This is a genomic window from Pseudooceanicola atlanticus, from assembly GCF_000768315.1.
Classification (GTDB): Bacteria; Pseudomonadota; Alphaproteobacteria; order Rhodobacterales; family Rhodobacteraceae; genus Pseudooceanicola; species Pseudooceanicola atlanticus.
The window spans coordinates 393,953-406,753 of sequence record NZ_AQQX01000003.1 but is presented as its reverse complement, the minus strand read 5'-3'; the positions used below and the strand labels follow the sequence as shown (position 1 = coordinate 406,753).

General features: G+C 64.3%; 13 protein-coding genes. 8 read left to right on the top strand and 5 right to left on the bottom strand.

From position 1 onward, the window contains the following. Window positions 1-7 precede the first annotated feature (7 nt). On the top strand, window positions 8-2,134 hold the full coding sequence (locus ATO9_RS09815) for an acetate--CoA ligase family protein (protein WP_202902123.1): 2,127 nt from the start codon (window positions 8-10) through the stop codon (window positions 2,132-2,134). Further along, window positions 2,131-3,222 carry a CaiB/BaiF CoA transferase family protein gene (locus ATO9_RS09810; RefSeq protein WP_043747933.1) on the top strand — a complete coding sequence of 364 codons (1,092 nt, stop codon included), beginning with the start codon at window positions 2,131-2,133 and terminating at the stop codon, window positions 3,220-3,222. Before ATO9_RS09815 ends, ATO9_RS09810 begins: the two co-directional genes overlap by 4 nt. 60 nt (window positions 3,223-3,282) lie before the next feature. Here ATO9_RS09810 and ATO9_RS09805 read toward each other — a convergent pair whose 3' ends face one another. Next, on the bottom strand, window positions 3,283-4,032 hold the full coding sequence (locus ATO9_RS09805; protein ID WP_043747929.1) for an SDR family NAD(P)-dependent oxidoreductase: 750 nt from the start codon (window positions 4,030-4,032) through the stop codon (window positions 3,283-3,285). A gap of 149 nt (window positions 4,033-4,181) precedes the next feature. Here ATO9_RS09805 and ATO9_RS09800 point away from each other — a divergent pair, with 149 nt between their 5' ends. The 6 genes from ATO9_RS09800 to ATO9_RS09775 all read left to right on the top strand — a co-directional run bounded on the left by ATO9_RS09800 (window position 4,182) and on the right by ATO9_RS09775 (window position 10,282). Then, window positions 4,182-4,583 (top strand): zinc ribbon domain-containing protein, encoded by a 402-nt coding sequence (locus ATO9_RS09800; protein ID WP_052418214.1) that lies wholly within the window; start codon window positions 4,182-4,184, stop codon window positions 4,581-4,583. A 3-nt stretch (window positions 4,584-4,586) separates the two neighbouring features. Beyond that, window positions 4,587-5,732, top strand: a complete 1,146-nt coding sequence (locus tag ATO9_RS09795; protein WP_043747926.1) for a thiolase family protein — start codon at window positions 4,587-4,589, stop codon at window positions 5,730-5,732. Window position 5,733: 1 nt separating this feature from the next. Further along, window positions 5,734-6,531, top strand: a complete 798-nt coding sequence (locus tag ATO9_RS09790) for an enoyl-CoA hydratase/isomerase family protein (RefSeq protein WP_043747923.1) — start codon at window positions 5,734-5,736, stop codon at window positions 6,529-6,531. Window position 6,532: 1 nt separating this feature from the next. Beyond that, a complete protein-coding gene (locus ATO9_RS09785; RefSeq protein WP_043747920.1) occupies window positions 6,533-6,820 on the top strand; it encodes a DUF1330 domain-containing protein in 288 nt (95 codons plus the stop codon). A gap of 9 nt (window positions 6,821-6,829) precedes the next feature. Continuing rightward, window positions 6,830-7,828 (top strand): NAD(P)H-dependent flavin oxidoreductase, encoded by a 999-nt coding sequence (locus ATO9_RS09780; protein ID WP_043747918.1) that lies wholly within the window; start codon window positions 6,830-6,832, stop codon window positions 7,826-7,828. A 153-nt stretch (window positions 7,829-7,981) separates the two neighbouring features. Next, window positions 7,982-10,282: a xanthine dehydrogenase family protein molybdopterin-binding subunit gene (locus tag ATO9_RS09775; RefSeq protein ID WP_043747916.1), complete on the top strand. Its 2,301-nt coding sequence runs from the start codon at window positions 7,982-7,984 to the stop codon at window positions 10,280-10,282. Between the two features lie 94 nt (window positions 10,283-10,376). Here the strand turns inward: ATO9_RS09775 and ATO9_RS09770 are convergent, their stop codons facing one another. The 4 genes from ATO9_RS09770 to ATO9_RS09755 are packed head-to-tail and all read right to left on the bottom strand — an operon-like array spanning window position 10,377 to window position 12,608. Then, on the bottom strand, window positions 10,377-10,820 hold the full coding sequence (locus tag ATO9_RS09770) for a PaaI family thioesterase (RefSeq protein ID WP_043747915.1): 444 nt from the start codon (window positions 10,818-10,820) through the stop codon (window positions 10,377-10,379). Beyond that, a complete protein-coding gene (locus tag ATO9_RS09765) occupies window positions 10,817-11,239 on the bottom strand; it encodes a PaaI family thioesterase (RefSeq protein WP_043747913.1) in 423 nt (140 codons plus the stop codon). The genes ATO9_RS09770 and ATO9_RS09765 overlap by 4 nt, the downstream gene beginning before the upstream one ends. Then, entirely contained in the window at window positions 11,236-11,907 is a 672-nt protein-coding gene (locus ATO9_RS09760) for a 3-oxoacid CoA-transferase subunit B (protein ID WP_043747909.1), read from the bottom strand. The genes ATO9_RS09765 and ATO9_RS09760 overlap by 4 nt, the downstream gene beginning before the upstream one ends. Continuing rightward, the gene (locus ATO9_RS09755) at window positions 11,904-12,608 is read right to left on the bottom strand and encodes a 3-oxoacid CoA-transferase subunit A (RefSeq protein WP_043747906.1); all 705 of its coding nucleotides are present in this window, start codon (window positions 12,606-12,608) and stop codon (window positions 11,904-11,906) included. The genes ATO9_RS09760 and ATO9_RS09755 overlap by 4 nt, the downstream gene beginning before the upstream one ends. Between the last annotated feature and the right edge of the window lie 193 nt (window positions 12,609-12,801).

The following is a 12,801-nucleotide window of genomic DNA, read 5'->3' as shown; positions in this document are numbered from 1 at the left end:
GGCGGTGATGAAGGACATGACAACAGGCTACGCGTTCCCCGACCTCACGCATCTTTTCGCCCCACGCTCCATGGCGGTGATCGGGGCGTCGGAAAAAGAGCATTCCATTGGCAATCACGCGATGAAGAACATCATGGAGTTCTCTGATTTCAAAGGGAAACTCTACCCGGTGAATCCCAAGCAGGACAACGTCATGGGGCTGACCTGTTTTCCCGATGTTGCGTCGCTGCCGGAACCGGTGGACGTCATCCTGGTGGTCATACCGGCCAAGTTCGTGCGCGAGGCGGTCGAACAGGCAGGCGAAATGGGGGTGAAGTTTGCGGTCATCCTGACCTCCGGGTTTTCCGAAGCCGATGATTGGGGCCGCGCGGAAGAGGCCAAGCTGGTCGAGATATCGCAGCGCACCGGCATCCGCATCTACGGGCCGAACTGCCCTGGGCTGGTGAACTTCAACATGCCCCTCGGCATGAGCTTTTCGCCCGCTTACCGCAACGATATTGCCCCCGGTTCCATTGCGCTGGCGACGCAGGGCGGCGGGTTGGGGCGCAACATGGTCCAGCACAAGGATCGGGGCGTCGGCTTCACCAACTGGGCGTCGACCGGGAACGAATGCGATCTGCAGGTGGCCGACTTCATCCACCACATGGCCGGCGATCCCGAGGTCAAGGTGATCGGCTGCCTGATCGAGGGCTTCAAGGACGGCCCGCGCTTTGCCGCGGCCTGCCTCAGGGCGGCCGAAATGGGCAAGCCGGTGGTGGGGCTCAAGGTCGGGCGGTCCGAATACGGGGCCAAGGCGGCCGCATCGCACACTGCCTCCATCACCGGATCGGCCGAGGTGAACGCGACCGTCTTCCGCGACCTCGGCGTGATCGAGGTGGACGACCTGGACGAACTGGTCGACGTGGCGCAATTGCTGGCGCGGAAACTGCCCACGGGCGACGAAAAGATCGCCATCTTCGCCTCGTCCGGCGGGGCAGCGTCGCTCTGCGCCGACAATGTCGGGACAGGGGGGCTGGAACTGGCCACCTTCACGCCCGAAACGACGCAGCGCCTGGCGGACGGCCTGCCGGATTACGCGGCCATCGGCAATCCGGTCGACACGACCTCGATCTCGATCTCGCACCCCGACGCCTATCGCGATGCGCTGCTGGCGACGGCGACGGATGCGAATGTCGGCCTGGTCCTGGCACCGCTGCCGATGGATTACGGCAATTACTCGGTCATCAACGGCGAGTCACTGATCGCCGTTCAGGCCCAGACCGACGTGCCGATCGTGCCGATCTGGATGTCGGAACGGCAGGGGGATGGCTATCACACCCTTGCCGAGGGTGGGCTGACGCCGATGCGGTCGCTGCGCAACATGCGCAAGGCGCTGCGGCGCTGGATCGACTATGGCAGCTGGCTGGCCAGCCGCGATGCCAGTTGGCGGCCCGCCGTGATCGACGCGGGCGCCGGCGCCGTGGACACGCTGACCCGCACCCTGACCGAGATCGAAGGCAAGCGCGAACTGGCCGCCGCCGGCATTCCCGCTGCAGCGCCCGAGCTTGCAACCACCGCGCGTGAGGCCGAGGAGATCGCGGCCCGGATGGGCGGCCCCCTGGCGATGAAGATCGTGTCGGGCCAGATCACTCACAAATCCGATGCCGGTGGTGTGAAATTGAATGTGGATGTGGATAATTCTGGCGTTATCCACAGTGAAATTATCGCAAATGTGAAATCCAAACATCCGGACGCGACGCTCGACGGGGTCCTGATCGAACCGATGGCGCCACACGGTGGGGTTGAAGCTTTCGTCGGCGTCGCCCGCGACCCCGTTTTCGGCCATGTCATGACCTTCGGTCTGGGCGGCATCTATGTCGAGATGTTCCAGGACGTGACCCGCACCATGTTGCCGGTCACCAAGGCCAAGGCGTTGCAAATGGTCAATCAATTGAAATCCGCGAAGCTTTTAACGGGCTATCGCGGTCAGCCGCCACGTGATCTCGATGCCCTGGCCGGGCTGGTGGTCAAGGTTTCGGATTACGTGGCGGCGCAGTCTGACCGGGTGGAGGAGTTGGATATCAACCCCGTCTGGGTCGGTGCCGAAGGAGAAGGAGTGATGGCGCTGGACGCCGTCATCGTGGTGAAAGCATGAGCTTTCCCCTGGAAGGCCTTAAAGTTATTGATTTTTCCGAGCTTCTGCCCGGACCGTTTCTAAGCCAGTGTTTGGCCGAGATGGGGGCAGAGGTTGTCAAGGTCGAGCGGCCGGAGCATGGAGATGGGCTACGCCGATCCTCCCCCGGCTTGTTCAAGCTGGTTAACCGAGGCAAGGGCTCATTGGCACTGAACCTGAAACTTGATGCCGACCGTGCCCGGGCGCTCGACCTTGTGCAACAGATGGACGTGATGATCGAAGGCTTCCGTCCCGGCGTGATGGATCGCCTGGGCTTGGGGTGGGAGGAGGTGCGCGCCGTCAATCCGGGCTGCGTCTATATTTCGATGTCGGGATTCGGCGCGACCGGCCCCTGGGTGAAGGCGCCGGGGCATGACCTGAACTACCTGGCGCTGGCCGGGGTGACATCGCTTTGCGGGACGCCGGACGGCGCGCCGGAACACACGTTCGGCCTGCCGGTCGCCGATCTGGGCGGGGCCCTTTACGGGCTGTCCTCGGTCCTCGCGGCGATCATCCAGCGTGACCGAACCGGCGAGGGGCAGCATATCGATCTGTCGATCACCGATTGCTTGGCGCATTGGGTCAACACCCGGCGTGGTCCGTACAATCACGGCGATATCCACGACCTTGAGGCGCAGCGCCGTGTCGCGCTGGTGCGCCCGGCCTATGGCGTGTTCGCCTGCGTGGATGGCGCGGTCTCCGTCGCCTCGCTCGAGACGCATTTCTGGAAAAACACCTGCGCGGCGCTGGATATGGGGCCGTTCGATACGCCCGATTACGACGCGCTGGAGCGCAGGCGGGCCGAGGCAGAGGCAATCAACGCCCGTCTCGCCCAGCAAATCGCTCCGATGACCCGCGACGCGGCCATGGAGCTGTTCGAAAAGCACGATGTTCCGGCCTCTCCGGTCCTCGGGGTCGACGAAGCGGCAAAAAGCGCGCATTTCAAGGCCCGTGGCCTGATGATCGACAGCGATGCCGGCCCGATCACGCCGTTTCCGGTGCGCCTGCACGGAATGGGTCCGATCAGTCCCTCCGCCCCCGATCTGAACGTGTCGGACGGAACATACTGAATGCAGGGGCGGCGCGCGGATAGGGATCGGCGCGCGCCAGCCTGCCGGTTCGGGGCGCGATCAGCGACCGCCGCTGACGTTCAGGCATTGCGCCGTGATGAAATCCGCCAGTTCGGAGCAGAAGAACAGCACGATCCGCGCCACGTCATATTCGTCGGCCAGCCGGGGGAGGGGCGTCAGCGTCTTTGCCCGCGCCTCCAGCTTGTCGAAATCGGGCCGCGCCTTCAGCCGCGGTGTCGCCACCAAGCCCGGAGCGATCGCGTTGGCGGTGATGTTGAACGGCCCCGCCTCGCGCGCCAGCGCATTGGTCATGCCGACCAACCCGGCCTTCGCGGCCGAGTAATTCGTCTGCCCCTTGTTCCCCTCCTTGGCCATGGAGGACATGTTGACGATGCGGCCCCAGTTCCGCTCCATCATCGTGGGCAGGACGGCGCGGCAGCAATTGAACGCGCCCTTCAGCACCACCGCATGGATGATGTCCCAGTCTTCCTCGACCATCTTGGTCATGTACTTGTCGCGGGCGAAGCCGGCATTGTTCACCAGGATATCCACCGGGCCAAGGGCGTCCACGGTGCTGTCAAAGGCGGCTTTCACGCTGTCGACATCCGTGACGTCGCACAGATGGGTATGCACCTTGGCGCCGCTCACGTCGGTCTCGATCTCGGCCTTGGCATCGGCCATGGCCTCCTCGCTCAGATCAAGCAGGGCCACAGCCACGCCCTCTGCCGCCAGCATCTTGGCCGAGGCGCGGCCGATTGCGCCGCCGCCGCCGGTGATGGCCGCGACTCGACCTTGTAAATTCATGTCCATGAAACCTCTCCTCCAGGTTCAAATACTTACTTGCTGTTCAACAAGCTGCCATCTGATAATTAAAAAGGCAATATTTTAAGATTGCGAAGGTGTGATCTAAATTCTACTGTTAAGTAAGTTTTGTCGAGGCGAAGGAGGAGGGCCCCGATATGGAGCTGGAGAAACCGGACCTGTACCGGCTCAGCGAGGATGGCAGGACGTTGGTCCTGCGGGGCGGTCGCTGTGCCAGCTGCAAAGAGCTGAGCTTCCCGCTGACGCGCTATGGCTGCCCCAAATGCGGTGCCGAACCCGACCAGGTGAGCGAGGAGATGATGGACGGGCGGGCGCAATTGCTGACCTTCCTGACCATCCATACGAAGCTGATCCCCGGCATGACGCCGCCCGTCGTTGTCGGCGAGGCCGAGATCGCACCGGGCATGATCGAAGAGATCATGCTGGACGGGACCGAGGAGCGATATTCCGACGGCATGATGCTGCAGGCGGTGCCGGTCGAGATCACCAAGGGCGAGGCGACGATGATCGCCTGCCGTTTCGCACCGGCGGAGGGCTGAACCATGGTGACCCTGAAAGAGGCACGGCCCGTCTACGTGATCGGCGTCGGCATGCACAAATACCAGTTCGTGTCGGATACGCTCTATATCGACATGGGGCTGACGGCGGTGCGCGCGGCGCTGAAGGATGCCGGCATCGCCTTTCCCGAGGTTGAAAGCGCCTATATCGGCTGCACCGGCATTGGCATGGCCGCCGGGCGGATCATGTTCAACCATCTCGGATCGACCGGGCTGGCCTGTACGCAGGTGGAAAATGCCTCCGCCTCGGGGTCGTCGGCGTTCCAGATGGCGGTGCACGAAGTCGCGCTTGGCCGCCGGGACGTGTCGATTGCCGTCGGAGTGGACAAGTACGGCGACCAGGTGCGCGCCGTCAGCAAGGAGGCCGTGAACCGCCTGTCCGACACGGCCGCGATCCCGCTGGTGAAATACGCGATCATGGCGGAATACCTGAGCAAGGAGAAGGGCTTGACCGGCGAGGACCTCGCCTTGGTTGCGTCCAAGAACCACACCAACGCCTCGAAGAACCCCTTTGCGCAGTTCCAGAAACCGCGCAGCGTGGAACAGGTTCTGGCCGCCAATACTGTGGCGGGGACGACGACGTCGCTGATGTGCTGCCCGCGCGGCGAAGGCGCCGCTGCCGCCATCGTCTGCTCCGAAGAGGCCATCCGGCGCCTCGGCATCACCGCCGAACCGATCCGCGTCACGGCCTCTGCCCTGCAATCGGAGAAACCGCAGCAGGGGCGGGAGATTCCGTCGGTCACCCTGGCCCAGGAGGTGACCGAGATGGTCTACCAGGAGGCCGGCATCACGGCCGCCGATCTGGATTGCGTGGAACTGCACGACGCCTTCGCCATCGAGGAAATCCTTTACACGGAAACCTTCGGCCTGGCCCCCAAGGGCGAGGGCCAGCATTTCCTGCGCGCCGGCGGTTCGGCCATCGGCGGGCAATGCTGCGTCAATTCCTCGGGCGGGCTGATCGGGCAGGGCCATCCCCTGGGGCCCACGGGCATCGGCCAAATCCATGAAATCGTGAACCAATTGCGCGGGCGCAACGGCGAACGGCAGCAACCGGACGCAAAAATCGGCATGGCCCACATGATCGGCCTCGGCTCCATCGCCATCGCCCATATCCTGCAGAAAGAGGTCTGAGATGTACGAGTACGAAACCCTTCTGGTGGAGCGTCGCGACAACGGCGTGGCAATCGTCACGCTGAACCGTCCCGACCGGATGAACACCCTGGGCGGCACGATGAAGCCCGACCTCTGGGACCTGTTCCAGAACAAGCTGCTGGAAGACCGCGACCTGCGCTGCGTGATCCTGATCGGCGCCGGTGACAAGGCGTTCTGCGCCGGGGCGGATATCAAGGAACGCGCGGCCAACAAGCTGCCGTTGGCGGAGTATTACGCCAAGCAGAAATACACCCACGACCTGACCCTGCTGATCGAGAATTTCGAACGCCCCGTCATCGGTGCGATCAACGGCTATGCCCTTGGCGGCGGTATGGAAATCGCGCTGTCCACGGATATCCGCATTGCCGCCGACCACGCGAAGATGGGCCTGCCCGAGGTCAATCTCGGCGCCTTCCCTGCGGCTGGCGGCACGCAACGCATGCCGCGCCTCGTCGGTGCGCCGCTGGCCAAGGAACTGATGTTCACCGGCCGTCACATAGACGCGGCCGAGGCGCTTTCCCATGGCCTGGTCAACAAGGTCGTGCCGGGGGCACAGCTGATGGACGCCGCGCTTGAGCTGGCCGACAGGATCGCCGAGAAACCGCCGCTGTCGGTCAGCTTCATCAAGGGCGCGGTCAATACGGGCCTTCAGGTCGGGCTGGAGGCAGGGCTGCAATATGAACGGCTCAACGCGGCGATCGTGCTGCAATCCGAAGACCGGAGCGAGGGGATGAAAGCCTTCGTGGAGAAGCGCAAACCCGTCTTCCGGGGGGTCTGAGATGCCGGTGATGATCATTGCGCAGCTGAAGTTCACGGACGAGGCCCGGTATCGACGGTACCAGAACGCCTTTGCGCCGGTCTTTGCCAAGTTCAACGGACGGCTGGTCGCGGCCGAGGAAGAGGCGCAGGTGCTGGAAGGCGACTGGCCGAATGACAAGGTGGTCATTCTGGAATTCCCTGACCGGGACTCAGCCATGACCTTCCAGACCTCTCCGGAATATCAGGAGATTGCATCGGATCGTGTGGGAGGCGCTGATGCGACCGTTCTGATGGTCCGGAGCTATTAGGGGGTCGCCATGCCAACACCTGTTCTGAAGACCCGCCTGACCGAGATGTACGAGGTGCCGCATCCGATCATCGTCGGTGGCATGATGTGGATGTCCAAGGCGCCGTTCGTCGCCGCCTGTGCGCGGGCCGGGGCGATGGCCTTCCTCACCGGCAAAAGCTACGAGGACAGCGCCGCCTTCACCAAGGGGCTCGAGCAGTGCATCGAACTGGCCGAGGGGCACCCCTTCGGCGTCAATTTCTCGATATCGAGGTTTCGGCCCAATCACATCGTCGAAGAAGGAGTGGAGATCGCGCTCGATCGTGGCATCCGCCATTTCGAAACCGCCGGATCGCATCCCGGAGAGCTGATCGGCCGCATCCAGGCGCGCGGCGGCACGGTGATGCACAAATCCACCCAGCTGCGCCACGCGGTCAAGGCGGCGCGGGACGGGGTCGACGCGCTGGTCCTGGTCGGGATGGAGGCAGGGGGACATCCGGGCATCAATCCGCATCCCAGCCACATCCTGTTGTCCAACCTGTTGAAAGAGGTCGATATTCCGGTTGCTCTCGGCGGTGGCATCGGCACCGGGCGGCAGGTGCTGGGCGCCCTCGCGCAGGGGGCCGACGCGGCGGTGCTGGCGACCCGGTTCCTCGTTGCGAAAGAGATCGAGATCCATCCCAACTACACCGAACGCATGACGCAGGCGGGCATGGATGACACGATCGCCGTCCTGCAATCCATCAAGGATACCTGGCGCGTCCTGCGCAACGAAACCGCCAAAGAGGTCGCGCGGCTGGAATTGGCCATGACCGGCCAGCCCGTGACCCATTCGGATTTCGGTGAGCTGGTGAAAGGCAATTATGCCCGTGAACACGCCTATCGCACCGGCGAGATGGACAAGGGGCTGATGTCCTGTTCCGCCGCCATCGCCCATGCCGATGCGGGGCTCGGCGCCGGAGAGATCGTCGATCAGCTGATGCAGGAAGCCAGGCAGGCGCTGGAAGCCCTGCAGGAGAAGGTCCTGTGAGCTGTGCCGCGTCGGCGGGCATCGCTGCGGCGGACCTTCATATTGTAAACTGTTTGCAATCCTACCGTTTGACCCCCGGGCGGAGATGAGTAACGTGACCCGGGCATGTATTGCGGGCCAGCTCAGCCGCTGCGGCGGGAAAAGGAGAACTCCATGACCAAGCACGATACGATCCGGAAAGGGCGCATCGAAGATCATCGCCTGACGACGGGGCAGGGCCGCTACACCGATGACCTTCGAGTGGAGGATGCGCTCTGGGCCGTTTTCGTCCGCTCGCCCTACGGCGCCGCGACGGTCGGAGAGATCGACACCGAAGATGCCCTGCAACTGCCTGGCGTCATTGCGATTTACACGGCTGCGGACCTTGAGGCCGATGGCATTGGCCCGGTTTCGACGCCGATGGCGTTGAAAGGCCCGGACGGCAAGGAATGGACGGAAACCCCGCGGCCGCTTCTGGCCTCGGGCCATGCGCGGTTCGTCGGGGAACCGTTGGCCATGGTCATCGCCGAAACCCGCGAGGCCGCGATGGATGGCGCTGAAGCGGTGATGCCCGACCTCGAGGACGGAGAGGCCATCGTGACCATCGCCGAGGCACGGGCCGATGGCGCGCCGCTGGTCCATGCGGACCGGCCCGGCAACCTGGCGGCGGAATGGGGCCGCGGGGACTGGGACAAGGCGGAAGAGACGCTGGCGGCCTCGGCCCACAGGGTCCGGCTGGAGGCGCCGATTTCGCGGGTCACCGCCGTGACCATGGAGCCGCGCAACGCGATGGCCCGTCCGGAACCCGGCGGACGCTACGCGCTTTATGCCAGCCACCAGAACCCGCCGGCGATGCGGGGCGCGCTGGCGGCGGCGTTCAACAAGGATATCGAGCAAATCCGGGTGGTTGCCGGTGATGTGGGCGGGGCCTTCGGGATGAAATCCGGCCCCCTGCGCGAGGAGATGCTGACCTTCTGGGCCGCGACCAAGCTGGATCGCCCGGTGCGCTGGCGTGCGGATCGGAGCGAGGATTTCCTGTCCGACGAAGGCGGGCGCGACCTGGAATTCGCCGCTGAACTGGGCCTCGACGACGAGGGCAACTTCACCGCGCTGACCGTCGCCCTGCGGCTGAATGCAGGCGCCTATGCCTCGGCCCGGACATTGCCGCCGGTTCTGAATTTCGGTGGTGTGGCGGGGGTTTACACGACGCCCGTCATTGCCGGCCGACTTGAGGCCTACCTGACCCATACCGTGCCCGTCGCCCCCTATCGCGGGGCCGGGCGGCCGGAGGCGACCTACATCATCGAAAGCCTGATCGACAAGGCCGCGCGGGAGCTGGGCCATGACCGGTTCGAATTGCGCCGCCGCAACCTGATCGCAGAGGACCAGATGCCGTGGCCCGCGCATTGGTACTTTGGCTACGACAGCGGCGCCTTTGAGAAAGTGCTGGATGCCGGGATGGAACGCGGAGCCCTTGGCGACTATGAGGTGCGCAGGCAAGCCTCTGAAACGGCAGGGAAAATCCGTGGGCTTGGCCTGGCGCTCTGTATCGAGACGGCGGGCGGTATGTGGGGGCGTCGCGGGGCCGACTGGACCAATATCGAACTGCATGAGGACGGCACGATCTCGGTCGCGGCGGGGGCGTTTTCGGCGGGGCAGGGGCTTGAGACCGCCTTGATCGACCTGGCCGCCGAAGGGTTCGAGGTCGAGGCCGAAAAAATCACGTATGCGCAAGGGGATACCGATGTCATGGCCAAGGGCGGTGGCATGGGCGGATCGGGCGCGATGATCAAGGGCGGGTCTGCCCTGAAGGGCGCGGTCGAGCAAATTCTGACTGATGCCAAAGGCTTGGCCGGTGAGGAGCTGGAGGCCGACGTCGCCGATATCGAATACAGCGAGGGCGTCTTCCGCATTGCCGGCACCGACCGCGAGATCGGATTGACCGAGATCGCCAAGATCGCCGGGCAGAAGAGTATCCCGCTGAAAGCAAACGGAGAATTCTCGCCCGAGGCGCCGACTTTTCCGAACGGATGCCATATCTGCGAGGTCGAATTGGACCCGGAGACGGGCAAGATCGACGTGGTGGCCTATGCGGGGGTCGAGGATATCGGCCGGGTTCTGCAACCGCAGATCGCGGAGGGGCAGATCCAGGGCGGTGTGGCGCAGGCTCTGGGCCAGATTTTCCTGGAGGAAGTGCGCTATGGCGAGGGCGACGGGCAGCTGCTGACCGGGTCCTTCATGGATTACGCCATGCCCCGCGCCAAAGACCTACCGCCTTATAATTGCGGGTTTTTCGAGGTTCCCACGGGCCTCAACCCGCTGGGCGTCAAGGGCGTGGGCGAGGCCGGATCGGTCGGTGGCCTGGCCGCCGGCATGAACGCGGTGATGGACGCGCTGGCGCAGGTCGGGGTGTCGGAATTCAACATGCCCGCGACGCCGGGACGGGTCTGGCAGGCGATCCAGGCGGCCCGCTGAGGCCGCCTGACACGCCCTGAAAACCGGCATTGGTATTGCGTCGGTATCACGTCGGTATTGCGTCGGTGCGCCGGAACGATGCCCCGAGGAACGGTTAACCGTTTTCGCGCGGGTTCGGGATGCCCTCGGGCCCGCCGCTGTTCATGACGTATTTGAACGTGCCGACCGCATGGGCCAGCAGGTTGTCATCCTCGTCCCGGATCTCGCCCGCCGAGTAATAGACCGACTTGCCCTGTTTCGTGACCCAGCCCTTGGCAAAGATCCGGCCCGCTGAACAGGCGCCCGCGTAATTGACCGTCAGCGACAGGGTCACGGCGACGCGCATCCGACCGGGGTGAGGGCAATACATGCCGGCCCCGGAACAGACGGCATCCAGCATCGTGGCATACACACCGCCATGCACGGTGCCGGCGCGGTTCACGTGATCCTCGCGCACATCGAGATGGCCTTCGATCCCGCCCTCGTACCGCTTGTCGAAGGCAAAGCCGATGAGGCGGAGCATGCCGGTATAGCCCGGGCTTCCCTGCGGCGCGTTCATGACGCGCCCTTGGGCGAGAGGTAGCGCAGCGTGGCCGAGCCACGGCAGAGCAGGGTGCCGGTTTCGTCCAGCACCTCGCCCTCGGCGAACCAGTTGCGATAGCCGCCGCCGATCTTGCGGGCCGTACAGATCAGCCGCTGGCCCTTGGGCACGCCCAGGAACGAGGTGTTGAGCGACAGGGTCTGCGGCACGCGATAGGGCTGTCCTTCGGGCGGGCAGGAGCCGCAGAAGGCGCAGGCCGTATCCAGCAGAAGCGCATAGATGCCCCCGTGGGGCGTCATGTTGCGGTTCATGTGCTTTTCTTCGAGATCCAGCTGCACCTCGGCCAGGTCGACCTCCCACCTGGTGATGCGATAGCCGAGTGTCTTTTGCAGCAGATAGGGCTCTGCCACGGTCGGGTCCTTGGGGTGATGGGTCATGCGGCGCGGTCGGTCAGGTCTGCGATCGTGTCGGAAAAGGCCAGCGGCGCGTCGGAGCGCGCCTGCAATTCCTCGCGGGAGAGGCCGGGGATCATGTCGGTGACGAGGAAGCCGTCATCCGTCACCTCGATCACGGCGAGGTCGGTGAAGACCTTCTTGACGATGCCCGCGCCGGTCAGCGGATAGGTGCAGGATGTCAGCAGCTTGGCCGCGCCGTTATTGGCGTTGTGGGTCATCATGACATAGATGCGCTGCGCCCCGGCGGCGAGGTCCATGGCACCGCCGATCGCGGGCAGCGGGTCATCTGCGTCGCGCGCCCAATTGGCCAGGTCGCCGTTGGGCGCGACCTGGTAGCCGCCTAGCACGCAGAGTTCCAGGTGGCCGCCGCGCACGATGCCGAAGGACCAGGCATGATCGAAGAGCGAGGCGCCCTTGATCATCGTGATTGGTTTCTTGCCGGCATTGATCAGCGTCCAGTCGATATCCTTTTCGTCCGGGTAGGGACCCATGCCGAGGATGCCGTTTTCGGAATGCAGCAGGATCTCGCGCCCCTCGGGCAGGTAATTGGCGACCAGTTCCGGCATCCCGATGCCGAAATTGACGTGCCAGCCATCCTGGATGTCCTGGGCAAGGCGCGCGGCGATGCCGTCGCGGGTCAGCGGGGTCATGCGGTTTCCTTCCAATCCTGCCAGCTGTCCTCGGGGACGGGCCGGGTGGTGAAAAGGTGATTGGTGAAGATGCCGGGGGAATGGACGTTGTTGGGGTCGATATCGCCCAGTTCGACGATCTCGTCGGCCTCGACGATGGTGCAGGTGGCGGCGGCGGCGACCAGCGGATTGAAATTGCGGGCGAGGTTTTCGAAGGTCAGGTTGCCGTAGCGGTCGGCCTTGTGCGCCTTGACCAGCCCGATTTCGGCGGTGATCGCGGTTTCCAGCACATGGCCGCGCCCGTTGAAATGGCGGGTTTCCTTGCCCTCGGCGATCAGCGTGCCGAAGGAGGTGGGGGTGTAGAAGGCTGGGATTCCGCAGCCACCGGCGCGTATCCGCTCGGCCAGGGTGCCCTGGGGCATCACCTCGAGCTCCATCCGGCCGGAGGTGACAAGCTCCATCGCCAGTTCGCGCATCGCGCCGCGCGGGAAAGAGCAGGTCAATTTGCGCACGCGGCCCGCGTAGAACAGCGCGGCGAGGCCGGTTTCACCGTCGCCCGCATTGTTCGAGATCAGGTCTATGTCCTTGATCCCGCTGTCCAAAAGCGCCTTGATCAGCATGTTGGGACGGCCCGCCTCGCCAAAACCAGCGACCATCACGCGGGCGCCGTCGCCAATGCCTTCAAAGGCCTGGGCCAGGCTGTCGCATCTGCGATCCAGCATGTTCTCCTCCCGTTTTTAAGCGCATGGTTCAGGTTTTCTACCGCGCGGTCAATAGGCATTGACGCCTGCCGACGGCATGAATTAGCGTGGGTCTGAGTGCAAAATCCATTTCTGCGATGCGGAAAGGTTTTGCAGGGAGGAACATATCAGGGATGTCGCGAACCCGGCCCGAATGGGGCCGGGGCGGCCCCGG

Coding starts and splice junctions, on each gene's coding strand:
- ATO9_RS09815 (WP_202902123.1), top strand. CDS start 8: ATGAAGGACATGACAACAGGCTACGCGTTCCCCGACCTCACGCATCTT.
- ATO9_RS09810 (WP_043747933.1), top strand. CDS start 2,131: ATGAGCTTTCCCCTGGAAGGCCTTAAAGTTATTGATTTTTCCGAGCTT.
- ATO9_RS09805 (WP_043747929.1), bottom strand. CDS start 4,032: ATGGACATGAATTTACAAGGTCGAGTCGCGGCCATCACCGGCGGCGGC.
- ATO9_RS09800 (WP_052418214.1), top strand. CDS start 4,182: ATGGAGCTGGAGAAACCGGACCTGTACCGGCTCAGCGAGGATGGCAGG.
- ATO9_RS09795 (WP_043747926.1), top strand. CDS start 4,587: ATGGTGACCCTGAAAGAGGCACGGCCCGTCTACGTGATCGGCGTCGGC.
- ATO9_RS09790 (WP_043747923.1), top strand. CDS start 5,734: ATGTACGAGTACGAAACCCTTCTGGTGGAGCGTCGCGACAACGGCGTG.
- ATO9_RS09785 (WP_043747920.1), top strand. CDS start 6,533: ATGCCGGTGATGATCATTGCGCAGCTGAAGTTCACGGACGAGGCCCGG.
- ATO9_RS09780 (WP_043747918.1), top strand. CDS start 6,830: ATGCCAACACCTGTTCTGAAGACCCGCCTGACCGAGATGTACGAGGTG.
- ATO9_RS09775 (WP_043747916.1), top strand. CDS start 7,982: ATGACCAAGCACGATACGATCCGGAAAGGGCGCATCGAAGATCATCGC.
- ATO9_RS09770 (WP_043747915.1), bottom strand. CDS start 10,820: ATGAACGCGCCGCAGGGAAGCCCGGGCTATACCGGCATGCTCCGCCTC.
- ATO9_RS09765 (WP_043747913.1), bottom strand. CDS start 11,239: ATGACCCATCACCCCAAGGACCCGACCGTGGCAGAGCCCTATCTGCTG.
- ATO9_RS09760 (WP_043747909.1), bottom strand. CDS start 11,907: ATGACCCCGCTGACCCGCGACGGCATCGCCGCGCGCCTTGCCCAGGAC.
- ATO9_RS09755 (WP_043747906.1), bottom strand. CDS start 12,608: ATGCTGGATCGCAGATGCGACAGCCTGGCCCAGGCCTTTGAAGGCATT.